The 23,113-nt window shown below is 32.1% G+C and carries 20 protein-coding genes, 1 tRNA gene and 1 pseudogene; 10 read left to right on the top strand and 12 right to left on the bottom strand.

Features of this window, described 5'->3' with window-relative positions; translation table 11 throughout:
- Positions 1 to 29: 29 nt before the first annotated feature.
- The 3 genes from FF125_RS16085 to xerA all read right to left on the bottom strand — a co-directional run bounded on the left by FF125_RS16085 (position 30) and on the right by xerA (position 2,884).
- The gene (locus tag FF125_RS16085; protein WP_138950754.1) at positions 30 to 461 is read right to left on the bottom strand and encodes a T6SS immunity protein Tdi1 domain-containing protein; all 432 of its coding nucleotides are present in this window, start codon (positions 459 to 461) and stop codon (positions 30 to 32) included.
- A gap of 351 nt (positions 462 to 812) precedes the next feature.
- Positions 813 to 1,676: a hypothetical protein gene (locus tag FF125_RS16075; protein ID WP_138950752.1), complete on the bottom strand. Its 864-nt coding sequence runs from the start codon at positions 1,674 to 1,676 to the stop codon at positions 813 to 815.
- 83 nt (positions 1,677 to 1,759) lie between these two features.
- On the bottom strand, positions 1,760 to 2,884 hold the full coding sequence (gene xerA / locus FF125_RS16070) for a site-specific tyrosine recombinase/integron integrase (RefSeq protein ID WP_138949907.1): 1,125 nt from the start codon (positions 2,882 to 2,884) through the stop codon (positions 1,760 to 1,762).
- Positions 2,885 to 2,982: 98 nt separating this feature from the next.
- On the opposite strand from xerA, the gene FF125_RS16065 reads away from it, so the two are divergent.
- Positions 2,983 to 3,378 carry a hypothetical protein gene (locus FF125_RS16065; protein ID WP_138949906.1) on the top strand — a complete coding sequence of 132 codons (396 nt, stop codon included), beginning with the start codon at positions 2,983 to 2,985 and terminating at the stop codon, positions 3,376 to 3,378.
- A gap of 502 nt (positions 3,379 to 3,880) precedes the next feature.
- On the opposite strand, the gene FF125_RS16060 is transcribed toward FF125_RS16065, so the two are convergent.
- The gene (locus tag FF125_RS16060; RefSeq protein WP_138950751.1) at positions 3,881 to 5,128 is read right to left on the bottom strand and encodes a HEPN domain-containing protein; all 1,248 of its coding nucleotides are present in this window, start codon (positions 5,126 to 5,128) and stop codon (positions 3,881 to 3,883) included.
- A gap of 171 nt (positions 5,129 to 5,299) precedes the next feature.
- Here FF125_RS16060 and FF125_RS16055 point away from each other — a divergent pair, with 171 nt between their 5' ends.
- Complete coding sequence (locus FF125_RS16055) at positions 5,300 to 5,515, top strand: helix-turn-helix domain-containing protein (protein WP_138950750.1); 216 nt, start codon at positions 5,300 to 5,302, stop codon at positions 5,513 to 5,515.
- Positions 5,516 to 5,637: 122 nt separating this feature from the next.
- Here FF125_RS16055 and FF125_RS16050 read toward each other — a convergent pair whose 3' ends face one another.
- Both FF125_RS16050 and FF125_RS16045 read right to left on the bottom strand, forming a co-directional pair.
- Positions 5,638 to 6,903 (bottom strand): site-specific integrase, encoded by a 1,266-nt coding sequence (locus FF125_RS16050; protein WP_138950749.1) that lies wholly within the window; start codon positions 6,901 to 6,903, stop codon positions 5,638 to 5,640.
- Positions 6,904 to 7,121: 218 nt separating this feature from the next.
- Positions 7,122 to 7,196 (bottom strand) — tRNA-Pro (locus FF125_RS16045).
- A gap of 159 nt (positions 7,197 to 7,355) precedes the next feature.
- Between FF125_RS16045 and FF125_RS16040 the strand changes: the two genes are divergently transcribed.
- The 6 genes and pseudogenes from FF125_RS16040 (at position 7,356) to scpA (ending at position 13,299) form a co-directional block, all read left to right on the top strand.
- The gene (locus tag FF125_RS16040; protein ID WP_138950748.1) at positions 7,356 to 8,483 is read left to right on the top strand and encodes a PQQ-dependent sugar dehydrogenase; all 1,128 of its coding nucleotides are present in this window, start codon (positions 7,356 to 7,358) and stop codon (positions 8,481 to 8,483) included.
- Positions 8,480 to 8,890: a c-type cytochrome gene (locus FF125_RS16035; protein ID WP_250629606.1), complete on the top strand. Its 411-nt coding sequence runs from the start codon at positions 8,480 to 8,482 to the stop codon at positions 8,888 to 8,890. Before FF125_RS16040 ends, FF125_RS16035 begins: the two co-directional genes overlap by 4 nt.
- A 57-nt stretch (positions 8,891 to 8,947) precedes the next feature.
- A complete protein-coding gene (udk, locus tag FF125_RS16030; protein ID WP_138950747.1) occupies positions 8,948 to 9,556 on the top strand; it encodes a uridine kinase in 609 nt (202 codons plus the stop codon).
- Complete coding sequence (locus FF125_RS16025; protein ID WP_138950746.1) at positions 9,557 to 9,877, top strand: FtsB family cell division protein; 321 nt, start codon at positions 9,557 to 9,559, stop codon at positions 9,875 to 9,877.
- On the top strand, positions 9,877 to 11,256 hold the full coding sequence (locus tag FF125_RS16020; protein ID WP_138950745.1) for a methylmalonyl-CoA mutase subunit beta: 1,380 nt from the start codon (positions 9,877 to 9,879) through the stop codon (positions 11,254 to 11,256). The genes FF125_RS16025 and FF125_RS16020 overlap by 1 nt, the downstream gene beginning before the upstream one ends.
- Positions 11,257 to 13,299, top strand: a pseudogene (scpA, locus tag FF125_RS16015) (methylmalonyl-CoA mutase). It begins immediately after the preceding gene.
- A 3-nt stretch (positions 13,300 to 13,302) separates the two neighbouring features.
- Here the strand turns inward: scpA and FF125_RS16010 are convergent.
- The 6 genes from FF125_RS16010 to FF125_RS15985 all read right to left on the bottom strand — a co-directional run bounded on the left by FF125_RS16010 (position 13,303) and on the right by FF125_RS15985 (position 19,712).
- A complete protein-coding gene (locus FF125_RS16010) occupies positions 13,303 to 14,139 on the bottom strand; it encodes a CvfB family protein (protein ID WP_138950744.1) in 837 nt (278 codons plus the stop codon).
- A 39-nt stretch (positions 14,140 to 14,178) separates the two neighbouring features.
- Entirely contained in the window at positions 14,179 to 14,538 is a 360-nt protein-coding gene (locus FF125_RS16005; protein WP_138950743.1) for a cupin domain-containing protein, read from the bottom strand.
- A gap of 4 nt (positions 14,539 to 14,542) precedes the next feature.
- On the bottom strand, positions 14,543 to 16,150 hold the full coding sequence (locus tag FF125_RS16000) for an amidase (RefSeq protein ID WP_138950742.1): 1,608 nt from the start codon (positions 16,148 to 16,150) through the stop codon (positions 14,543 to 14,545).
- Between the two features lie 41 nt (positions 16,151 to 16,191).
- Positions 16,192 to 16,461, bottom strand: coding sequence for a hypothetical protein (locus FF125_RS15995; protein WP_138950741.1), 270 nt, complete (start codon positions 16,459 to 16,461; stop codon positions 16,192 to 16,194).
- A gap of 107 nt (positions 16,462 to 16,568) precedes the next feature.
- Entirely contained in the window at positions 16,569 to 17,339 is a 771-nt protein-coding gene (locus FF125_RS15990) for a hypothetical protein (protein ID WP_138950740.1), read from the bottom strand.
- Positions 17,340 to 17,483: 144 nt separating this feature from the next.
- Positions 17,484 to 19,712, bottom strand: a complete 2,229-nt coding sequence (locus tag FF125_RS15985) for a transglycosylase domain-containing protein (RefSeq protein WP_138950739.1) — start codon at positions 19,710 to 19,712, stop codon at positions 17,484 to 17,486.
- 212 nt (positions 19,713 to 19,924) lie between these two features.
- Here FF125_RS15985 and FF125_RS15980 point away from each other — a divergent pair, with 212 nt between their 5' ends.
- The gene (locus FF125_RS15980) at positions 19,925 to 20,440 is read left to right on the top strand and encodes a DUF2892 domain-containing protein (protein ID WP_138950738.1); all 516 of its coding nucleotides are present in this window, start codon (positions 19,925 to 19,927) and stop codon (positions 20,438 to 20,440) included.
- Between the two features lie 239 nt (positions 20,441 to 20,679).
- Positions 20,680 to 23,097: a glycoside hydrolase family 88 protein gene (locus FF125_RS15975; RefSeq protein ID WP_138950737.1), complete on the top strand. Its 2,418-nt coding sequence runs from the start codon at positions 20,680 to 20,682 to the stop codon at positions 23,095 to 23,097.
- Positions 23,098 to 23,113 lie beyond the last annotated feature (16 nt).

Genomic DNA, 23,113 nt, shown 5'->3' with positions numbered 1-23,113 from the left:
AGTGCTTTACATAGGACACGGTGTTGTGCCTAGTTTTTTATATTCAGTTTAATTTTCTGTCCGTCTTTTAAATCCTTTATTTGAAATCCTAAATCTCCACTAAAAGAAATCAGTTCTGCAAAACTTATTTTTCCAATATTGGACTTTTCATATTCTCCACCAATAATCGCTGGCATCTTTAAACAGTATTTTTGGTTTTCCGCTAGTTCTCCGAGTTCCGTTTTTGCTATTTCCACAAGGTTTGTCATTTCCCAATCTTCTATAAATTCAGAGTCGGTAGAGATTCGGTCAAATTCCGATTCCGATTCCGCAATCTTTTCGCAACTTATTTCTTCGGGACAAATTCTCCAATATTCGGTTTTGTCCGTTTTGAAAATCACATTGCCAAAGTCATTCGTCCGAACTATTTCGGTCGCATTAAATCCTTTCCAATTCCAAGCTTTATTTATTTCGGCAATCATTTTCTCAAATTAGGCACAACGGTGAGGCTATGGCAAGTAGGGCGGCGGACACGCAGCGAACATTTCCCAAAACCCTTAGCCAAATCTTTTGTGTTTTGTTTTTATCTTTATTTTTTAAAAGCCAAATCAAAAGATTTGGCGGACTTAGTTAGCAAGCCCAAGCCATTAAATATAGTACTTTCTGCCCTATTTGCTATAGGTATTGTTGTCATCAGTAGCGACCCATTTGAGTAATCACGTTATCTTGTGCTTTTTATTTTTATAGGCTGGGTAAAGTCTTTCGACACCAACATGCTCATTTATTATCCCTCCTGGAATACTAGTTACATTTCTTGATATAGCACAAAATCTCTACCAATAACTTATAAAGATTCGGTAATCTTGTTGTTGGACAATGTCGAATTCCACTTCAGTTGGATAATTGTTTTCTCCATACTTATATGAATAATCGACAGCTTTGGAATCGAGAAAACAAGAAACAATATTGTTTTTATTAAAACAGACATAACCCCAATCTAACATACTCGCTTCAAAAGGAAAGTGTCCTACTCTCGTCGCTTCTTCCAACATTTTCAGACTTAAACCGTTGTTGATTTTATAATCTAAAGAGTTAAACGGGTTGATTTGATCATCATATGTAAAAAGTAACTCATAATCTGGCATACCACTGAAGATATTATAATCTACTATTTTATCTATATTACCATCTCCAGTATAAAAAAATTCTCTATAGATAGAAAATTCGTTTATCCCTATTGGTTTTAATTCCACCGTCGTAATCCTTTTATTTTTGTCAATTTTTATTCTTGTCTCGAATTCATTTCCTTCGTTTCTGACAATTGTGTCTTCATAATAAGAATAATGATATGAAATAGAACCTTCACTAGATTTTAGTGAACCATCATTATTATAGGTGTAATTAATTTCAGTAACTGGCACTATAGTCATGTTATCTTCCCGAAAACGCCTAATCAATTGGCCGCTATCGTTGTATAAATATTTTAAACCACTTGAATGATTAATTTGGTTATTCAGGTATTCTCTAATCTCTGTCACTTTTCCATTTTCATAAAATAAACTATCAATGCCAATAATATTGTTATTTGATAAGGTGCTAATTAGTAGTTTATTATCAGAAATTCTAGGTCCGCTATCATCTTTTGAACAGGAATACACCAGTAAACTGATAGTTATGATTATTAAAATTCTATTCATGATATTGTGTTTGAATTGATTCTTTTAGCTATTGATGACAACGAAGGGATATAAGTACCGTTACCTATATACTCCATATATCCTTACAAATCTAAAGGATTTTTTATTTGTAAAAAAACATTTGTCGCCACATGTGTATAAATTTCGGTAGTTTTTGGGTTTTTATGCCCAAGCAAGGCTTGGATATATCTTAAATCTGTACCGTTTTCAAGTAGATGGGTTGCAAAAGAATGCCTTAAAACATGTGGGGTAACATTCATCTTGACACCACTTTTTTTAGCTGCTCGTTTTACTATTTTGAGCACACTTTCTGCCGAATATTGATTTCCTTTAGGGCCTTCAAATAGATATATTTTGGGTTTCCATTCTCTATAATATAGCCTAAGGTCTTTTAAAAAAGTTTTTGAAAGCAAAGTATATCTATCTTTGTTGCCTTTTGCCCCTTCAATTCGTATCAACATTCTTTTACTGTCGATATTTTCCACTTTCAAATTCAACAATTCACTTCTTCTAAGACCTGCCGAGTATAGTAAGCTAACGATGCAACGATGTTTTATGTTGTTGGTTTGTTCAATTACACTCAAAACATCTTCTTTTGATAGAACTTTTGGTAATTTTTCTTCTTTCCTTGGTCTTTCAATAGTATAGAATCTGTTGGGCATGCCAAGTACAACTTCATAATAAAATTTTATGGCGTTGATCGTCTGATTTATAGATGAGTTTGACTTCTTTTCCTTAATTAGTTTTTGCAAATAGTCTCTAATGTCATTTTCATTTAAATCTAATAGATCCGAATCTTTATAATGGTTTATAAACGACTCAAAACATGACACATAATTCTTGACCGTATTGTTGGCATATCTTTTAAGTTCAAGTTTTTTTAAGTATTCTTCGGGGCATTTTCTATAGCCTTTTTTCTTTTCACGCTTCTTGAACCAGTCTAAATCAACATCTACATTATCATTTCTCAGCGTTTTATTTTGAAAAAAATAATTACCATTTATCCAAGCCACACCCTTAAATTTCTCAAAAACAAGGTTAACGTTCTGTTTAGTGTTTAAGATATAGACCATGTTAAACTCCTTGCTCCACTTAGGGCTTGGCAACTCTTTTATCAATGCTTGTACTACTGTATCAGTATAAAACTGTAGTCCAATACATTGCTGTTTTCGTATTAATAGGTGTTTAAGGGTTATTGATTTTTCCATTTGACTTACTACTTTATTCAATATTACATTTAAATACTAAAATAATCGTATATTATACGAATAGTATACGTATAATGTACGATTAAAATTAAAATTATATGAAACTTAAAAAAATATGTTTGTCCTGTAATAAGGAACTCAAAGGGCGATCGGACAAGAAATTTTGTGATCAATACTGTAAAAGTGCATACCATTATAAATTGTCGCAAGAACAGGCTCCAAAGTTTTTTAACCAAGTTGATAATCAATTGAAACTAAACCGAAAAATTTTAAAAGAATATAATAAAGCGGGCAAAGCAACCGTGAGAGCAGAAATAATTATAGATTTAGGCTTTGACCCAAATTTTTTCACGCATTACTGGAAAAATCAAAAAGGAGATGTTTACCTGTTTGTATATGAATATGGTTTTTTGTCAAAGAAAGAAAATGGAAGAAAAAAAATTATCCTTATTTTATGGCAAGAATATATGAATCACAATAAATTTAAGCAATAGTTAACTATTTGTCTGAAAAATTGTTCGCTTTTGGCGAACGGATTTGAAGAGCAAGAGGGTAGCGTGCTAAAGCAACGCTACTGGTGCATTTTGCTTCGCAAAGCTCTATATTTAAAGGGTTTTTCAAAATATTGTTTTTTTAAGAGCTTGCCAAAATTGTAACAAATCCTTTGTGAAGCCTTGAAAACAGTATAAAAATTTGTTACAATTTGTAGTTTTCTTGAAATTAGATAAGAAATACATTGATGATGAAAACTACCGCATCCGTCTCGAAGTGTCGAGAGCGGACTTGGTTCATTTTTAAACTAGTGGATTCTCTAAGCCATTAATCCGTAATTAATAAAAAATGTGTCATTGACAACCAGCCTCTAAATCCACAAGTTGAAAAACGTATATTTTTTTGCCTTAAAAGACTTTTTTTTGATACTGCAACCTTCGGGAGCAGGCAAGGTTGTTTTTATAGTATCAAAAACACATCTTGCACTTTGATTTGTCCCATAGACTAATGGGCTAAATGATTCTGCTTTTTCGATGCTATGGAGTTTGAATTTTTTTCTTCGGGTAGCATAAGCCTTCGCATTTCATCTAAATAATTCGCTTCCTCCAGGGGTATTAGATTTTTAGCAAATTCCAAAACGTTAATTACATCTGATTCTTTATTCCTAATATCAAGTGTCATATCGACTCTTCCTTCTAAAGCGAGTATGCATACATTGATTGAAGATTCTAATATGCTAAAAAGATGAGCATAGCTATAGATATGAACATATTTTAAGTAATAGCCCTTTCGAATTCCACCGATAGGTCGTAGCAACTCAAAACCATCTTCGCTTAATTCCTTAATTTGTTGTAAAACAGAAGGCTCATCAACTTCCTTTTCTTCCATGTTGATGGGCTTAATTTCTTTCTCAACTAAGCTAGAATCATATAATTTTATATTTTCTTTACAGGCATTCAATTCTGACTCAAACTTATCTTCTAAGAATTCAATTAATACGTTGGCTCTCTTGTATATCTTTTGAACTTGCTTTTTGCTTATTTTATAATTGAGGGTATATCGGGATTTACTATACGCTTTGTTTAATTTGTTCAAAAGGTTTATTTGTCTTTTATTTTCCTTTGGAAATATATTTCCAAATACAGGGTTTACCTTGCCAACAAACATTTGATGGTCACTTATCAGATGTCCAGTAAAACTTGTTCCCATTAAAAAATACTCTGCGGTAATATAGCTTTGTTCTATGGCTTGATGAAGCATAAATACTGCTTGTCCATAATCTTCTTGTTTTAAAAATAAGTCAGCTCCTTTTTTAAAGGCTAATATTTTACTCTTTCGTTTTATAAAGTTTAATCTTGCTGTTTTTAGAACCTTAGAAAAGTCTATTTTATTAAATAACCAGTTCTTATCATAACTATTGTGACAATAAACAAGTCTATTTTCAAGGCAATGGTTTAAAAAGAAAGTATTACCATTGTTTGTCTCATTTTGAATATAATGGAGTGTAAAGAATTTTGCATAACAGTCTGGGTATTCGTCAATACAAGCATCTAAAACTGCTTTAGTGCTTTCTTTGAATCGTTTTGCCATATCTTCTATAATCACAGTAAACTGATACTTAAAAGGAGTATTTTTCTCTCCTAAGGTCAAATAAATATGATTTACATTCATGCCCTTTACTATTTCTGAAACAATCTTTTTAATCGTTTTTGAAGATTCTACCCTGTTAAAATTCATAATTTTTGTTTTCATAATTAGGTTTTTTAAATATATTTCAAAGATTATAAGTACAGTATTTAAGAACAAACATTCTTAAATTCGGAATAAATATACTAAAAATAAGACAAAATTCAATATATGTATTCTTATTTTCGGAATAAATTGCCTTATTAGCTATATTTATTATCCTTAAAGAGGAATAAAATGACTGAATTAGGATTGTATTTATCAAGAAGATCTGTAAATAGATCAGATGTTGCCAGAAAGACTGGAATAAGTACCACAAGATTGAGTGACTTATCAAATAATCCAAGAACAAGATTAAGAGTCACAGAATTATATAAAATTGCCCTCGCCATAGAAGCCAATCCTTGCGAGATATTTAGTGTGATTTGCAAGGACATAAAGCTGCCTAAATAAAATACTTTGCTTTTATAATGTAACGGCTCGTTAAAGCATAATGATTTTTTAACTTAAAATTCCCTTTCCATGTACTTCCGTTATTTAAAGAGAAGCACATTGAAAGGGAATCCTATTTTAGGCTAAAAAAATGTTGATTGGGTTTGAGACTGAGATTGATGCTTTTTTGTTTCAAAACGGACCAATAAATTTTGAATATCCTCACTAATTTTATGTTCCAACACTCTGGCATAAATTTGCGTAGTAGATAATTTAGTATGCCCTAATAATTTTGATACAGTTTCAATAGGAACACCATTAGATAAAAGTACCGTAGTCGCAAAGGTATGTCGAGCTACATGAAAAGTTATATTTTTACGAATACCGCACCTTTTTGCAATTTCCTTTAAATAACTATTCGTTTTCTGGTTGGAGTAGAGTGGAAGCAATAATTCAGAACCTTTCTCTTTAGAAATAACCTTATACTTTTCAACAATAACCAATGCTTTTGGTAGAATAGGTACTTTAACCGTCTCATTTGTTTTTTCACGCTTTGTATAAATCCAATAGTTGGCATCAATACCTTTGACAATCTGATGGGCGGTCAGTTGCTTTACATCAATATAAGACAAACCTGTATAACAAGAAAAAATAAATAGATCCTTTATCCTTTCCAGTCGCTCACTTTTAAAATAAGTATTTTCAATAAGCTCTAATTCCCTTTTTGAAAGATATTGCCTATCATACTTATCAAACCTCAATTGAAATCGACTAAAGGGATTTTTAACCAACCATTCCAATTTAATGGCAAGGTTTATCATTTTTTTAAACCGTTCCAAATGTTTCATTACACCATTATTGGTTAATGTTTTCCTTTTTTTCTTTGGACTGTAATTTCTAAGGAACTGCTCAAAGTCAATGATAAATCGATAATTCAGTTGCTTTAAATAAATATCATTCGTTTTCAATTTTTTAACCAAGAACTTATTCAAATACTTTTCGGTGGTATAATAATTTTTCATCGTACCAGACTTTAAAACAGAAACCATATTGGTATTATGGTACTTTATAAGCTCGTTAAGTGTTTTAAGCTGGTCATCTTCGCCCAAATAGCGGGCTTTGATGGATTTGGCAGATATTATCTTGAATTCCTCTAAAAGCTGTCTATGGCAATCCAATAGTTGACCGTAAACATGGTCTAAATACTTGTTCAGAATACGCGAATTTGACGATATTCCTCTTGCTCGGGCTTTGGAATTGTCCCAATTGCACACCTGAATGCACCTTTTTAGACTGATTTCTGTACGCTGTCCATCAACGGTGATACGTGCGTAAATTAATAATTCTTTTGGGTTACTACGTGATTTTCTGGTAAAGAAAATGATTGCGAAAGTGCTGTTTTTATGCATGTTGTACGTCTTTAATTAAACATTATTTGTTTGTAAAGACGAAAGTCAAATCGCTTCTAAAAGTCCTTTAAAGATAGGGAAAAATTAGGATAAAACTGCACACCTAATTGCACACCTATTATACTGTTTTAAATGGTTTTGTTTGATACCCTATAAAACAAAAAACACTGATAATCATACGATTAACAGTGTTTTAGTTTGACCTATTACTAGGTTTGTCGGGGTGGCAGGATTCGAACCTGCGACCTCCGCGTCCCAAACGCGGCGCGATAACCGGGCTACGCTACACCCCGAAATAGCTATCACTTATAAAATAAGCTTCCAAATTATTGTAAAAAATATAAATTATAATCTACTCTTAAAATTTGGAGGTGCAAATATATAGCTTTTATTAATAGTGACAATACATAATTATTTGTAATTTTAGTTCCTGTAAAATAAATTTGATCATTATGAAGCTTTTTAAATTCTTTTCTCTACTTCTTATAGCTATAAATTATTCTGCTTGTGCACAACAAGTAGATTCAGAAGTTAAAGCTGAAGAACCAATTGATACCAATTATACAACAGAATTAATTATAGATGAACTTAGTATACCCTGGGGAATGGCGTTTTTACCTGATGGTAGTATATTAATAACGGAAAAAACTGGGGAACTGATTCATTTTAAAAATAATGAAAGAGTTACAATATCTGGTTTGCCTGAGATTTATAATAGAGGGCAAGGAGGATTGTTAGATGTGATTATTCATCCTAAGTTCAGTGAAAATGGATGGATCTATTTTTCTTACGCCTCACAAGAGGGTGATGGAGACGGCGGTAATACGGCTATTATGAGAGCTAAGTTAGATGGAAACACCTTAATTGATAAACAAGAATTATATAAAGCGGAACCGAATACCACTAAAGGTCAACATTTTGGTTCACGATTAGCTTTTGATAATGAGGGGTTTTTATATTTTTCTGTTGGAGATAGAGGTAATCGTGATGAAAATCCCCAAGATATTACTAGAGATTGTGGGAAAATTTATCGCTTAAATGATGATGGTACCGTACCAAATGATAATCCATTTATAAATGAACCAAATGCCAAAACGGCTATTTATTCTTATGGTCATAGAAATCCTCAGGGTATGTTTAAGCATCCTGAAACTGGAGAAATTTGGACTCATGAGCATGGTCCACAAGGAGGTGATGAGATAAATATTATCCAGAAAGGATTAAATTATGGTTGGCCAAAAATTAGTTATGGAATTAATTATAGCGGGACTACTTTAACTGAAAATACAGCTTTACCTGGTATGGAGCAGCCTCTTTTTTATTGGGTGCCTTCTATAGCACCTAGTGGTTTTGCAATCATTTCTTCAGATAAATATCCTGAATGGAAAGGTAATTTACTTGTTGGCTCATTAAAATTCCAATATTTAGAACGGTTAGTGTTGGAAAATAATAAGGTTGTAAAACGTGAAAAATTATTTGAAGGTTTAGGGCGTGTAAGAAATGTTGTACAAGCACCTGATGGTTATATTTATGTGGGTATTGAAAATTTAGGAATTGTTAAAATTGTACCGAAGTCATGATTAGAGTTGTAATGTTTAGTGTAGTTTACCTCTTGTGCTTTAATGTTTTTGGGCAGAATAGTGTAAATAATGAAGATGTAATGGATAGTATTGATAGAGGTGTCATTATTTATGAAGATTTCTGCATGAATTGTCACTTGGTTGATGGAGAAGGCGTAGAAAATGTGATTCCACCATTGGCTTTGTCAGATTTTTTAATGAAAAATAGAGAAGAAAGCTTAAAAGTTGTAAAGTTTGGTCAGTCAGGAAAGATCGTAGTCAATGGAAAAACCTATAATGGCACAATGACAGCTATGGGGTTAACAGGTCAAGAAATAGCAGATGTAATGAACTATATAACCAATAGTTTTGGTAACTCTAATGCTATAAAGTTTACGGAACAAGAAGTTTTAAAAATAGAGAAGTAGAATCAGGCATATTTGGTTAAATTTGCACCAAGAAAAATATTAATATTTATATAATTCATGCTCGTAATAGGAATTGCCGGAGGTACCGGAAGTGGTAAAACCACAGTTGTAAATCAGATTATTAACGAATTAGCAAATGAGGACGTTACCGTAATTTCTCAAGATTCGTATTATCATGAAACGGATAATTTATCTATTACAGAACGTGCGAAAATTAATTTTGACCATCCTAGAGCAATTGATTTTGATTTATTAGTCAAACATATAGCTCAACTAAAAAAGGGAAAAACTATTTTGCAACCTGTATATTCATTTGCAATGCATAATAGAACAAAGGATACGGTAAAAACGCATGCTAGTAAAGTGTTAATTGTAGAGGGGATTTTAATTTTCTCTCATAAAGATTTGCGAGACATGATGGATATTAAAGTATTTGTGCATGCAGATTCTGATGAGCGACTTATCCGCAGATTAAAAAGAGATATTACAGAAAGAGCGAGAGATATGGATGAGGTTTTACAACGTTATCAGAGCACCTTAAAACCCATGCACGATCAATTTATTGAGCCGATGAAAGAGTATGCTGATATTATAATACCGAATAATAAATACAATACGGTAGCCATTGATATTGTGAGGACCATCATTAATGAAAGACTGCAATAAATGACCTTTAAAGAGTTTCGACAAAATAAAGTGGTTCGATTTTTAAGCAACAGGTATATTCTTATTTTACTGTTGTTTTTAGTTTGGATGTTGTTTTTTGATGAGAATTCTTATTTAAATCATCGAGAATTGAATCGAGAACGAAGTAAAATAAAAAATACGATTGAGTTTTATGATGAAGGTTCTGAGAACGATAAAAAATTAATAAAAAATTTACAAGATCCTGATTCGTTAGAAAAATTTGCTAGAGAAGAATATAAGATGAAACGAAAGGATGAAGACATCTTTATTATTGATTTTGATTCAATAAAAGAAAAATAATGAGCCATTTTTTATTTGACAAATTTTATCAAGTATCTGCCAAAGAATGGAAACAAAAGATTCAATTTGATCTTAAAGGAGCCGATTATAATGAAACACTGGTATGGGAGTCTAATGAAGGTATAAAAGTAAAACCTTTTTACCATAAAGACGACATCAAATTTTTACCTATCGTTACTTCTAAAAAGAAATACTCTATTTGCCAATCTATTTTTATTTCTGACGTTAAAGTGGCTAATTTTTTAGCAAAGGACGCCCTAAAACGAGGAGCAAACACGATTGAGTTTGAAGCTCATGCTGAATTTGATATTAATCAATTACTTGACCAGTTACATAATTCTGGAGATACAAAAGATAATGTTCACATTTATTTTAAACTTAATTTTTTATCGGAATCGTTTTTAATACAACTAATTGAGAAATGTGAAAACTTACCTATTTTTCTGAATGTTGATTTAATTGGTAATCTTGCCAAAACAGGTAATTGGTTTAGAAATAAAAAAGAAGACAATTCTGTTTTAAAAAATATTCTCAAAAAAGCTACAAAAGATACGAGTGTACTTTCTGTAGATGCTGGACTTTACCATAATGCAGGTGCAGACATTGTTCAACAAGTGGCTTATGCTCTAGGTCATGGTAATGAATACTTAAATACTATTACTGGTGATAAAAAACAAATTGTTCACACGATCTCATTTCAATTTGCTATTGGTGGCAATTACTTCTTTGAAATTGCCAAATTGAGAGCTTTTGAATATGTATGGCAATTACTCACTAAAGAATATGATGTAAATATAAAAGCGGAGCTATTTGTAAAACCAAGTTTACGCAATAAAACGTTGTATGATTCTAATGTAAATATGTTACGTATTACAACGGAATGTATGAGTGCGATTCTAGGTGGTGCAGATGTTATTTCTAATGTGTCTTATGATAGTTTATATCATAAAAAAAATGAATTTGGTGAACGTATTGCAAGAAATCAGCTTTTAATTTTACAGGAAGAAAGTTACTTTAAAGAGGTGAGTCAGGTTGCTGAAGGTTCTTATTATATAGAATCGTTAACCAAAGAGATTGCTGAAAAGGCGTTACAGTTATTTAAAAATATTGAAAAAAGTGGTGGTTTTTTAAGCCAATTGGAGGCTGGTACTATTCAACGTAAAATTGAGCAAAGTGCAGCAAAGGAACAACAACAATTTGATAAAGAAGAAGTGATTTTGTTAGGCAGCAACAAATATTCTAATGTCGATGAAAAAATGAAGTCTGAATTAGAATTGTATCCATTCGTGAAAATAAAACCACGTAAAACGGAAATAAGACCAATTATTACCAAAAGATTGGCTGAAAAAATTGAACAGGAAAGGACAAGCCAAGAATAAATGTCTCGTAAAAACGTCCAACATATAAAATTGAATACAATGAGTTCTGAAGATAGAGCTCAAGAGTTTCAACATGAAAATTTTGTAGCAGGTATTGCACCCTATCTTCGTGGTAATAACTCTACAATGTATGTGAGTAATCCATGGACAATTCATGAATTTGCTGATTTTTCAACCGTCGAAGAAACGAATACTTTTTATAGAAAAAGTATAGCAAGGGGTCAAAAAGAATTATACGTGGCTTTGAACACGGTAGCAAACCATGGTTTTGATTCAGATGCTGAAGGAGGTGTACAAGCTGAGGTTGGTAAAGCAGGTCTTGTCATCGATTCTGTTGAGGATATGAAAATTCTGTTTGATCAGGTTCCTTTAGATCGAATCTCTGTTTTTATGTCAATTAATGGAGCCGTATTGCCCATTTTGGCCTTTTATATTGTAGCTGCTAAAGATCAAGGGGTAAATGTATCAGAATTAAAGGGAACTGTCCAAATTGATATTCTTAAAGAGTTAATGATGAATAGTGCAGATTTATCTCTTCTTATAAATTCAATGAAAATTAGTGTTGATATTTTTGAATTTACAAATAAAAATATGCCTAAATTCGGCTTAAGTTCAATATCGGGCTGTCAAGTTCAAGAAGCCGGAACTACACCTGAACTTGAATTGGCATATACGTTGGCTAAGGGTTTAGAATACCTGAGAATGGGGTTGAATTATGGTACAGATATCGATACTTTAGCTCTGAAATTATCTTTTTCATGGAGTATAGGTATGGAGCATTTTAAGGAAATTGCTAAACTTAGAGCAGGAAGAATGTTATGGGCAAAAATAGTAAAACAATTCAATCCCAAAAATCAAGAATCGTTGGTTATGCGTTCGCACAGTCAAACAAATAAGAAAAGCTTAACTGTACAAGATCCTTTTAATAATTTAGCAAGAACTACAATTGAAGCTATGGCTGCTGCTTTTGGAGGTACACAATCTTTGTATAGTCCTGCATTTGATGCAGGGATGAAATTACCATTTGATTTATCACACAGAAAAGCAAATTCGACTCAAATTTATATTCAAGAGGAAACCAACATAACAAAAACAGTTGATCCTTGGGCAGGATCTTATCATGTAGAGGAATTAACTGAAAATATGGCCAAAGAAGCATGGGAATTGATTCAAGAAATTGAAGAACTTGGTGGATTGACTAAAGCTATTGAACATGGGATTCCTAAAATGAGAATAGAAGAAGCGGCCGCAAAAAAACAAGGTAATATTGATAGTGGCGAAGATAATACGGTAGGTGTCAATAAATATCAATTTAAGGAGAAAGCTGTTTCAGCTTCATTAGCTGCAGATAATGATGCTCAAATTAAAAGATTACATACTTTAAAATCAATTAGGAATCAACAACTAGTAGATGCAGCACTTTTAAATTTAAGTAATTGTGCTAAATCAGGAACGGGAAATTTATTAGAATTGGCTATAGTAGCTGCTGAGCGAAGAGCTACACTAGAAGAAATGTCTAAAGCAATAGAAATAACTCCAGATAAATAAAATTAAAATTTAATTATTGACATGAATAGTAAGACAACACCAAATGATAATCAATTTAAAAAGGCATCAGAATTATCTGATACATTTGCTGAATTAGAAGGTCGTCGTCCGCGAATTATGTTGGCAACAATGGGACAAGATGATCATTATCTCGAAGTGAAAGTGGTTGCAACTAGTTTTGCCGATTTAGGTTTTGATGTAGATATTGGTCCGTTATTTCAAACTCCAAAAGAGGCCGCAAAACAAGCCGTAGAAAATGATGTTCATATATTAGGTGTTTTGTCTTTAGCTGATGGAAATAAAATTTTAATTCCACATGTTATAGAAGAACTGAAAAAATATGGTAGAGAAGATATAATGGTTATCGCCGGCGGTGTTATACCTCCTAATGATTATCAGCTTTTAATTGATAGCGGGGTAATGATCATATTTAGCCCAGAAACCAATATTTCTGAAGCTGCCGTTGATATATTACAATTATTAATTGAAAGTTAGATTCTATTTCAATAATTTAATTCCCGAATCTTCTAATGTAATTGCTCTGTTCTTATATAGAAACCCTATTGCTTTTTTAAATGCCTTTTTGCTCATACCTAGAGTGCTGTATATTTCTTCAGGAGAGCTTTTATCCGTTAATGGTAGTAAACCATCGTTTTTAGATAGAGCGGTTAGAATCAAGTTACTATTAGCATCGTTAAATTTTCTATATCCAATAGGTTGTATTGAGATGTCGATATGATTGTCTTCTCTTACTTTTTTTACATATCCTTTTAATTGATCACCAATGTTAAGGGTAGTAAAAACTTCATTTTCATAAACAAGTCCTTTGTGTTCATTATTTATTATAACAACATAGCCTAAATCTGTTTGTTGATATACTAACAAATCAACCTCTTCTCCTGCTTCTATGGTAATATTTATATTTTGTAATTGTTTTTCAATATAACTACTAGCAAATAATCTATTTGTAGCTTCATCTATATCTAAATACACTACATACCATTTACCTTCAGCCATTTCATCTTTTTGCTCACCAAAAGGTACTAGTAGATCTTTGTCTAAGCCCCAATTTAAAAATGCACCGACTTTAGTTAAAGCCACTACTTGAAGCAATGCAAATTGATATAATTGTATTTTTGGTTTTTTAAAAGTGGCTACTTTTTTTCCATCATTATCATGATAAACAAATACTTCAATAGAGGTGCCTATTTCAGAATTCCCTGAAGTAATTTGTTCAGAGCAGAGTACCTTTTCATTGTCATTATCAGTTAAAATGAATCCATCTTCTGTTTTCTCTAATATGTTAAGAGTATTGTATTGTCCTAAAGTGATCATTACTATTATTTTTTGCGAAAGTACTGTTTCTTTTTATAATTAAATTGTATCAAACCTTTGTTTCGTTAATTTATCCTTAACCTCTCCAGTATGTTTTATTGTAGAAGGTTCAAAAAGCAAGACCCAAACTTCATTTATGGCAACAGGTTTATGATCTATACCCTTTGGAATGATAAGCATTTCGCCTTCTTTTAATTTTACCTTTTTGTCTCGAAACTCAATTGTTAATGTTCCTTTAACAATAAAAAACAATTCGTCTTCCTCTTTGTGATTGTGCCACACAAATTCACCCATTAGTTTTGCTAATTTCACATCTTGTCCGTTTAATTGACCAATGATTTTTGGTGTCCAATACTCTTGGAAAAGAGAAAATTTATCATTTAAATTAAGAACTTCCATTGCGTTAGTTTTCTAAAAATTGTGGTGCTTTTCGGTGTTGTGTTCCTTGTTCATACGCATAAGCAATTTCTATAAGTATGGGTTCGCTCCAAGCTCTACCAAAAAAGGAAATTCCTACAGGTAGGGCATCTATAAACCCCATAGGTACAGTAATGTTTGGGTATCCAGCTCTCGCCGCAGGTGAAGAACTTCCTAAACCAAAAGAATCACCATTGATGTGATCTGTTTTCCATGCGGGACCTCCAGTTGGTGAAATTATAGCATCTAAATTATGCTCATCCATAACTTTATCTATACCATTTTCTCTAGCACCACTAAGCATTTTTGATAATGTTTCTTTATATGCATCACTATCTAAGCCTTTTTTTTCTTGAGCCATTTCTAAATATCTCTGATTATAAAATGCCATTTCGATGGAGTCTTTTTTGTTGAATGTAATTAACTCTTCTAAGTTTTTTATTTTTCCATCTTTTCCTAATGACTTAAAGTAGTTGTTAAGCCCATCTTTGTATTCAAATAACATGACTTGAAAAGATAATCCACCTACATTATTATCTGAGATTTTATTAATTTCAACAACTTCAGCTCCTTGACTTTTTATAAATGCTACAGCATCATTAAAAAGGGTATCCACTTTATAATTATTACCCAAAGGAGCCGTGTAAATACCAATTTTTTTACCTTTTAGTCCATCTTCATTTAAAAATTGGGTATAATCACTTTTAAAATTGTTATGGCTAGCGAAGGTCTTACTATCAGTAGAATCAATACCAGTCAATACTCCTAAGCATATGACAGCATCGGTAAGCGTTCTTGACATAGGACCTGCTGTGTCTTGTGTAAAAGATATTGGAATAATACCTGAACGGCTTATTAAACCAACAGTTGGTTTTATACCTACAATACCATTGTTGTTCGATGGGCAGACAATTGAGCCATTTGTTTCTGTACCTATTGCTAACACGGTTAAATTTGCAGAAACAGCTACGCCAGAACCGGCACTTGAACCACATGGATTTCTATCTAAAACGTAAGGGTTTTTTGTTTGACCTATAATACCGCTCCATCCACTTGATGACATTTCACCTCTGAAATTGGCCCATTCGCTTAAATTTGCTTTTCCTAAAATTACGACTCCAGCTTCTCTTAGTTTTTTAGCAACATAGCTGTCTTGTAGAGGTTTTGAATTCTGAAGAGCTCTTGAGCCTGCTGTAGTAAACATATGATCATGTGTGTCTATGTTATCTTTTAATAAAACAGGTATTCCATGCATGGCACCTCTAGATTTTCCAGCTTTTAATTCTTTATCTAGTTCTGCAGCAATTGATAAGGCATCTGGATTTACTTGAATAATAGAATTTAAATTCGGTCCATTTTTATCTATACGCTCTATTTGATTTATATAGTTCTGAATTACATCTGTTATTGTGAAATCTTCATTATTATATCCCTCTTGTAATTCTGCAATTGTAATTTCTTCCAATTCAAAATTATTAGTTGAGCTGTTTGATTTATTTTGATCTTTTTTAGAAGTGCAGGAGATAACTAATAAGAAAATTATAATAGATGTTATCTTAAAAAAGAAAGTGTATGAAGTGGGTTTTAGCAGCATATTTATTGGAATAATAAAGTAATGTACTAAGGTAATTAAATTTAATTTAAACTATCTATATGTTTTTTTACTTGGTCAGCGTATTCATCTACAATAATCCATTGATGATTACAGGTTGTTCCGTGATCTTCTTTCCATTTAGCATATGTGCCGTATTCATCGACTTCACGGGTGCTAATTAGTTCAACTTTTTTGCCAAATAAAGAACGTTCAAAGTCTTGTACTCCACAAACAGAACATGTTCTCCAAGTGGTTTTGCTCGATAAAATTAACACAAGAAGTAATGCGAAAATTAGTGTTACGAAATACATTGTCTTTATTTTCAAATCTTGAATTTAATTTTGTGAAAGTTAAAGATAAAAAAAAACCGAAGTATTTATCAAATACTTCGGTTTAAATTTAGTTATAAATTATGTTATTATTCACTTTTACTAAGCATAACAGTTTGCAATGCCGCTTCTTTTGAGCTTAACGTAAATGTGTATTTATCATCTAAAAAAACTTGCATAAGCTCTCTATCCTCACTTACCCAATAGTATGCATCTTTCATTCCTTTACCTTGATGAACAAATTTATGAAGTTTCATATCCTTTCCATTAATCTTAGTAGTTGTAGTACCTAAGTAATTAACAGTGTGGTTTTTTAAAACATACAATTTCGTTTCGTCTAAAGCATTAAATTTAAATGTTCCTCTTCTGTCAAAAGGTAATTTAGGAATAATTGCCCATAAATTAAATGTAGGAATTGTTCTTGCCGGTATTTTTAAAGTTGCATTATATTTTGCAAAAGTAAATCGTTGTACATCTGGATCTGAATCCATTTCGTCAACGTAGTCTCCTTTGAAATGCCAAAAAGAAATATCGTTTTTATCGGTCTTAATTTTTGTTCCTGTAAAATTTACGGGTTCAATATTAGAGTCTATGGTACCATGAAACTTAAATTCTTTAGCCATGACCATTTTTTCAGATTCGCATAAAGTACTTAAACTGAAATTCAATACTTCATTATCAAAATTAGAATTTACAACAGTATTTATTGTATTTTGATTATTCGCTTCTAATTTTTGAAAACTGATATATCCTTCTGTATCTAATGAAGTATAATAATAAATTTTCTCTGAGTCTTCTTGCGAAAAACTAGTGAAGTTAAGGCATAATAAGCCTAGTAATAAGGGGAGTTTTTTAATCATAGTGTTCTTTTATTAAGGTTAAAATTTTAAAATTGCATATAATTCTACACTGATAAAACAACTACAAGTCAAAAATTCCTACCTATAAAACTTAAAAATATTAAAATATTCGTAAATATACTACAAATTTTGTTCGGTTGTTTGTTAATTAGATTTACGTTCGGCTCTTCTCTGTTCCCTTTTTGCCTTACGTTCTGCTTTACGTTGTTCTTTTTCTAGTGTAGTATTATTCTTGTTAAATAGATTCTCAAAAAATAAATTAAATTTTGAGTCTTCTAAATAATCTTCGCAGTCTAAGGCATCTGCATATTGCTCAGGAAGAGGGGCGAAGGAAGCACTGTATTGCTTTTTTACATTTTGCAATGTTTTTCCTACTAGTGGGAGAGCCAGTTTACTTCCAGATCCGTATGTACCCGAGTTAAATCTAATGCTTGGTGAGGAAGCACCGACTCTAGATACGATTACTAATTTTGGGGTATAAGCAGCAAACCAGGCATCCGCATAGTCTTGTGATGTGCCTGTTTTACCTGCAATTGGAATATTTATACCATATTTGTTTTTTAATGAAGTTCCGGTTCCTTCATTTATAGCCTTTTGTAACATAGCCGAAAGTAATATGGAGGTGTTGTTACTAATTACTCTATCTTTTTCAGTTGGCTTTAATAATTTGTTTTCATATATTATATTTCCATCTGCTGTTTTAATACTTAAAACAGTCTTAGGTTCTACTAAATAACCACCATTGGCAAATGCACTATAAGCTCTACTCAATTCATAGATGCTTGAATTTGCTGTACCTAGTGCTACAGATGGTTTTTTAGGTAATTCTGACATGAAACCTAAATCTTTCCATAACTTTTCTAAATTGGCAAATGGGATATTTAAAAATAAATTTACTGTAGGGATATTCATAGATTTAGCTAAAGCGGCTGCCATCGAATAATTGCCACCCGTTGAATTGTCATAATTACTCGGTTGCCAATTATCAAAATCAGAAATAATTAACGATTTATTATCCAAATAGGAACACGGCATAATTCCTTGTTCTAAACCAGAGGCATATAAGATGGGTTTAAAAGTTGAAGCGATTTGACGCTGAGCAAAAACTTGATCGTATGGTTGGGTTCCAAAGTCAATACCTCCAACCCATGTTTTTACCGCTCCTGTTTGAGGATCTAAGGCTAGTAAGCCGGCATGTAGTAAAGTTAATGATTGACTTATGCTATCACGTATAGATATTGAATCCGTATAAACACCATCCCAACTAAACAATTCTCTATTTTGTATTTCATTGGCTTTATCCGCTAATTTTAAACGGTTTAGTTCTTTTGTAATTAGCCTATTTAAGGTTTTTAAACTATTTCCTGAACGGTATTGTTTTCGTAAGCGAGTTTGCATTGCACTTAAATGGCTTTTAAATGCATTTAGTGCTTGGTTTTGTAATTGTAAATTAAGTGTTGTGGTAATAATAAGTCCATCCTTGTTCGAAGTGAGGTCTGTGTTATTGTCATTATTGTAATCTTCTAAAATTTTATTAACTTCATCTTTAACCTGAACTAAAAAATAATTTGCAGGCCCTTCTGATTCTAAATTGGCATAATCGAGTTGTAATGGAATTTTTTGAAGAGAATCTTTTATTTTTGCCGTAATATAATTGTACTTTTCTAATTGTGTTAATACTACGTTTCTTCTTCTTTTAGCGTTGTCCGGATATATTCTGGGGTTATAATAGGTATTTGCCTTTAACATCCCCACAAGTATAGCAGCTTCTTCAATTTTTATTTCTTCAATAGATTTGTTAAAAAAACGTCTAGATGCAGCTTCAATACCTAAGACATTTTCCCCAAAAGGTACCGTATTTAAATAAAGCGTAAGGATATCCTCTTTAGAGTATATTTTTTCTAGTCGATACGCCAAAAAAGCTTCTTTACTTTTGTTAACTAGCATGCTTAAAGGTCCATGATTTTTACGGCCATACATGTTTTTTACCAATTGTTGATTGATGGTGCTTCCTCCACCAGAGCCCTTATCACGAAACAGAATTGTTTTAAAAAGCACTCTTAATAAACTCCGAGAATCAACACCGTCATGCTCAAAATATCTCGCATCTTCAGTAGCAACTAAGGCATTAATTAAGTGTTTTGGTAACTGTTCATATTTAATGTTTGTTCTGTTTTCTGAAAAAAACTTCCCTAATAACTCATCATCTTCCGATAATACTAAAGTGGCTGTCTGATTTTTAAAAGCTTTTAATTCATCTATGGTGTGAATTGGGCCAAATACACCATAATATATTGATGTTAAAAAGAGACCGAGTAAAACAGCCAGCAACGTCAGGCTTATTATTAAATATTTTAGTATTTTTTTTAACATATTAATAACTAAGGGAGTTTATGCAGTTTTAAACGACAACTTACTTTTGATATTCTTGTTTAGAATGGCAATTATAAACAATTTATAAACATTTTAAGAAAAAAATCATCCTTTAAAATCATGACAATCTTTAAGGGCTCAATCTTTTAATCTTACAATTAGAATACGTAATTTTGCAAACCTATTTTCAGTTTAATAAAAAACACGATAATATGTTTCATAAATTTATAAAATTAGGAATTGCAGCGGCTATTGTAGTATGGGCTGTTTTTCAGTTTGCTGACAAGCACATAGGTAATGGTATTGCTTTATTGTTTTTAGCAGGAATTTTCATTTTTTTTTATTTTAAGAATGAATTTTTGTTGTTGTCATTTATGAGATTACGTAAACAAGATTTTCCAGGAGCACAAAAATGGTTGGGTTATATTAAGAATCCTTCAGGTGCCTTAGTGCGTAAACAAGAAGGTTATTTTAACTTTTTACATGGTATTTTAGTTTCTCAAACTAATTTAACACAAGCGGAAAAATATTTCAAAAAAGCATTGAGCTTAGGTCTATCAATGGATCATGATGCAGCAATGGCTAAATTACAGTTAGCTGGTGTGGCTATGACCAAAAGAAGAAAGCGTGAAGCGACTAATCTAATTGCAGAAGCAAAAAAATTAGATAAGCATGGTGTGCTTAATGATCAGATAAAAATGATGAAGCAACAAATGAAAAAGATTTAAATTTAAATCTTTTTTACTTCAAAACGGGCAACTACTTAGAAAGCATTATTATCTAGATTAAAAGTTAGGTTAATTATACTAGCTATTTTTCTGAAAGAAGAACCAGAGTCATATCTATGGTGATATTAATAATCATATAATCGTTTGGAAATATTTACAAAATAGATAAATATAATAATTAGGCCTTTTTAATTTATTAGCTCCTTATAAATTATTAATTTAGTCTCAAAATAGAATCAATGAGACTTACCTTGCTAATTGTTGCGTTATTTGTATGCAACAACCTTTACCCACAAAAATTCGTAAAACAAAAAGTATTAAAAAGTAAAAACTCCTCTTCAGAGACCTTTCAGTCCATGACTTTTAATGGATCTTGGTGCTGGTTTTCAGACCCTAGAGCCGTATATTTTGAAGGTAAACACAAGAGAACCTATAGTGGCTGGGTTGACAATTATGGTGATATTCATGTAGGGTTTTATGATCATGATACCAGGGAGATTAAATCGACAGTTATTTATGATAATTTAGAACCAGATGATCACAATAACCCGTCTATTTTATTTGATGAAGAAGGGAAGCTAATTGTATTTTTTAATAGGCATATGATGGGAGTACAACCATTATATCAAATTAAAGCAACTAAACCTGAAAGTATTGAAAGTTTTGGAAAGGTTAAAGAATTAATTTTAAATGACCCCGCTTTAAAGGATATGGGGAGTTTAAATCATACCTATACCAATCCTATCAAATTATCTGCTGAAAATGGACGAATTTACCTTTTTTGGAGAGGTATTGATGGTAAACCTAGCTATTCATTTTCTGATGATAACGGTGAAAACTGGAGTATAGGGAAGATATTCTTTATGCCAGAGCGTATTTATGGTTTTAGACGACCGTATACCAAAATTTATTCTGACGGTGTTGATAAAATTCATTTTGTATTCACAGATGGGCATCCGCGTAAGGAAAAAGAGAACAGCATATATTATACGTATTATCAAAAAGGAAGTTTTTACAAGGCAGATGGTACTAAAATTAAAGATTTAGGAGGGGATCCATTGTTGCCAACAGAATTGGATATGGTTTATAGTGGTAAAAAAGGAAAAGCCAAAGCATGGAACTGGGATGTGGCTCAAGATAAAGAAGGTAATGCCGTAATTACTTACGTTAAATTCCCCGATGATGAAAAACATATTTATTGTTACGCTACCTATAATAAAGGAAAATGGAATAATTTTGATTTAATTAATTCAGGAAAATGGTTTCCAGATACGGCTGAGGGTAAAAAAGAACCTGAACCAAATTATTCTGGTGGTATGAGTATTGATCATGAGAATCCTAATACATTGTACTTATCTGTTCATAGAGATAGTGTTTTTGAAATTGAAAAATGGGTGACCAAAAATGGGGGGAAATCATGGAAAGTAAACCAACTTACCAAAGGTTCTTCTAAAAATAACATTAGACCTTTTGCAGTTCGAAATGCAAAAGAAGGCAATCCCTTACAAGTATTATGGATGCAGAATACAAGATATCCTTATTTTGCTTATTTAAGAAATGCTGACTTCAGAGGGCGTTTTCATTCTTCGATAAAAATGGGATTACAATCTCCAACAATTGATAATCCAGTAAATAAGGAAAACATTATTAATATTATGCGACAAACCGCTGATTGGCAATTAGCAAATCCTCGTTATAAAATAAATGAAACAGATTGGCATTACGGAGCATTTTACACAGGTTTGAGAGCATTGAGTGAAGTGACGGGAGAAAATCGTTACATCAATCAACTTTTAAATATTGGAGAAGCCGCTGATTGGCAGCCGATGGATGCCGTTTTTCATGCTGATCGATTAACGGTGATTGACAATTGGGCCTGGTTGTATGGTAAATTTAAACAACCAGAAATGATTGATAAATCAAAATGGGTGTTGGATATGCATTTGGCTAGAAATTATAAAAAGGCTACAGATGTTCGTTTTAAAGAGAATCCGTATCATTTAGAATGGTGGACATGGTGTGATGCCCTTTTTATGGCACCACCATCATTTGTTGAAATGTGGAAAGTGACTGAAGACGAGAAGTACTTAAATTACATGGATACGCAATGGTGGAAAACCTCCGACTATTTATATTCAAAAGAAGATTCACTGTATTATCGTGATGACCGTTATTTTGAAAAGCGTTCAGACAATAATAAAAAAATATTTTGGTCAAGAGGAAATGGTTGGGTAATTGCCGGGTTAGCAAGGATTCTAGAAAATTTACCTCAGGAGTATAGCAATCGACAAAAATTTGAACAACAATATAAAGAAATGGCTCTAAAGTTACTATCTATTCAGAGTGAAGATGGTCTTTGGAGAGTAAGTTTACACGATCCTAAATATTTAGACATGGGTGAATCTAGCGGTAGCTCTTTCTTTACTTTTGCCTTGGCATGGGGTATAAATAATGGCTTAATTTCAGATAAATATAAACCCAATGTGAAAAAAGCATGGGCGGCTTTATGTAGCAACGTTAATAATGAAGGGCGTTTAGGGTATGTACAACAAGTGGCGGGAGACCCTTATCCATTTCATGAAGATGAGTCACATGTTTATGCTACTGGAGCATTTTTGTTGGCTGGGAAAGAAATGATTGAGCTCGTTAAGGAATAAGTCTAACGGTGTTCAA

Source organism: Aureibaculum algae (assembly GCF_006065315.1).
Classification (GTDB): domain Bacteria; phylum Bacteroidota; class Bacteroidia; order Flavobacteriales; family Flavobacteriaceae; genus Aureibaculum; species Aureibaculum algae.
Note: the sequence above shows the minus strand (reverse complement) of the source record. Positions and strands in the feature narration are given on the sequence as shown.

Coding starts and splice junctions, on each gene's coding strand:
- xerA (WP_138949907.1), bottom strand. CDS start 2,884: ATGGAAAAATCAATAACCCTTAAACACCTATTAATACGAAAACAGCAA.
- FF125_RS15975 (WP_138950737.1), top strand. CDS start 20,680: ATGAGACTTACCTTGCTAATTGTTGCGTTATTTGTATGCAACAACCTT.
- FF125_RS16025 (WP_138950746.1), top strand. CDS start 9,557: ATGACCTTTAAAGAGTTTCGACAAAATAAAGTGGTTCGATTTTTAAGC.
- FF125_RS16040 (WP_138950748.1), top strand. CDS start 7,356: ATGAAGCTTTTTAAATTCTTTTCTCTACTTCTTATAGCTATAAATTAT.
- FF125_RS16005 (WP_138950743.1), bottom strand. CDS start 14,538: ATGGAAGTTCTTAATTTAAATGATAAATTTTCTCTTTTCCAAGAGTAT.
- udk (WP_138950747.1), top strand. CDS start 8,948: ATGCTCGTAATAGGAATTGCCGGAGGTACCGGAAGTGGTAAAACCACA.
- FF125_RS15980 (WP_138950738.1), top strand. CDS start 19,925: ATGTTTCATAAATTTATAAAATTAGGAATTGCAGCGGCTATTGTAGTA.
- FF125_RS16050 (WP_138950749.1), bottom strand. CDS start 6,903: ATGCATAAAAACAGCACTTTCGCAATCATTTTCTTTACCAGAAAATCA.
- FF125_RS16075 (WP_138950752.1), bottom strand. CDS start 1,676: ATGAATAGAATTTTAATAATCATAACTATCAGTTTACTGGTGTATTCC.
- FF125_RS16035 (WP_250629606.1), top strand. CDS start 8,480: ATGATTAGAGTTGTAATGTTTAGTGTAGTTTACCTCTTGTGCTTTAAT.
- FF125_RS16010 (WP_138950744.1), bottom strand. CDS start 14,139: ATGATCACTTTAGGACAATACAATACTCTTAACATATTAGAGAAAACA.
- FF125_RS16065 (WP_138949906.1), top strand. CDS start 2,983: ATGAAACTTAAAAAAATATGTTTGTCCTGTAATAAGGAACTCAAAGGG.
- FF125_RS16085 (WP_138950754.1), bottom strand. CDS start 461: ATGATTGCCGAAATAAATAAAGCTTGGAATTGGAAAGGATTTAATGCG.
- FF125_RS15995 (WP_138950741.1), bottom strand. CDS start 16,461: ATGTATTTCGTAACACTAATTTTCGCATTACTTCTTGTGTTAATTTTA.
- FF125_RS16020 (WP_138950745.1), top strand. CDS start 9,877: ATGAGCCATTTTTTATTTGACAAATTTTATCAAGTATCTGCCAAAGAA.
- FF125_RS15990 (WP_138950740.1), bottom strand. CDS start 17,339: ATGATTAAAAAACTCCCCTTATTACTAGGCTTATTATGCCTTAACTTC.
- FF125_RS15985 (WP_138950739.1), bottom strand. CDS start 19,712: ATGTTAAAAAAAATACTAAAATATTTAATAATAAGCCTGACGTTGCTG.
- FF125_RS16060 (WP_138950751.1), bottom strand. CDS start 5,128: ATGAAAACAAAAATTATGAATTTTAACAGGGTAGAATCTTCAAAAACG.
- FF125_RS16055 (WP_138950750.1), top strand. CDS start 5,300: ATGACTGAATTAGGATTGTATTTATCAAGAAGATCTGTAAATAGATCA.
- FF125_RS16000 (WP_138950742.1), bottom strand. CDS start 16,150: ATGCTGCTAAAACCCACTTCATACACTTTCTTTTTTAAGATAACATCT.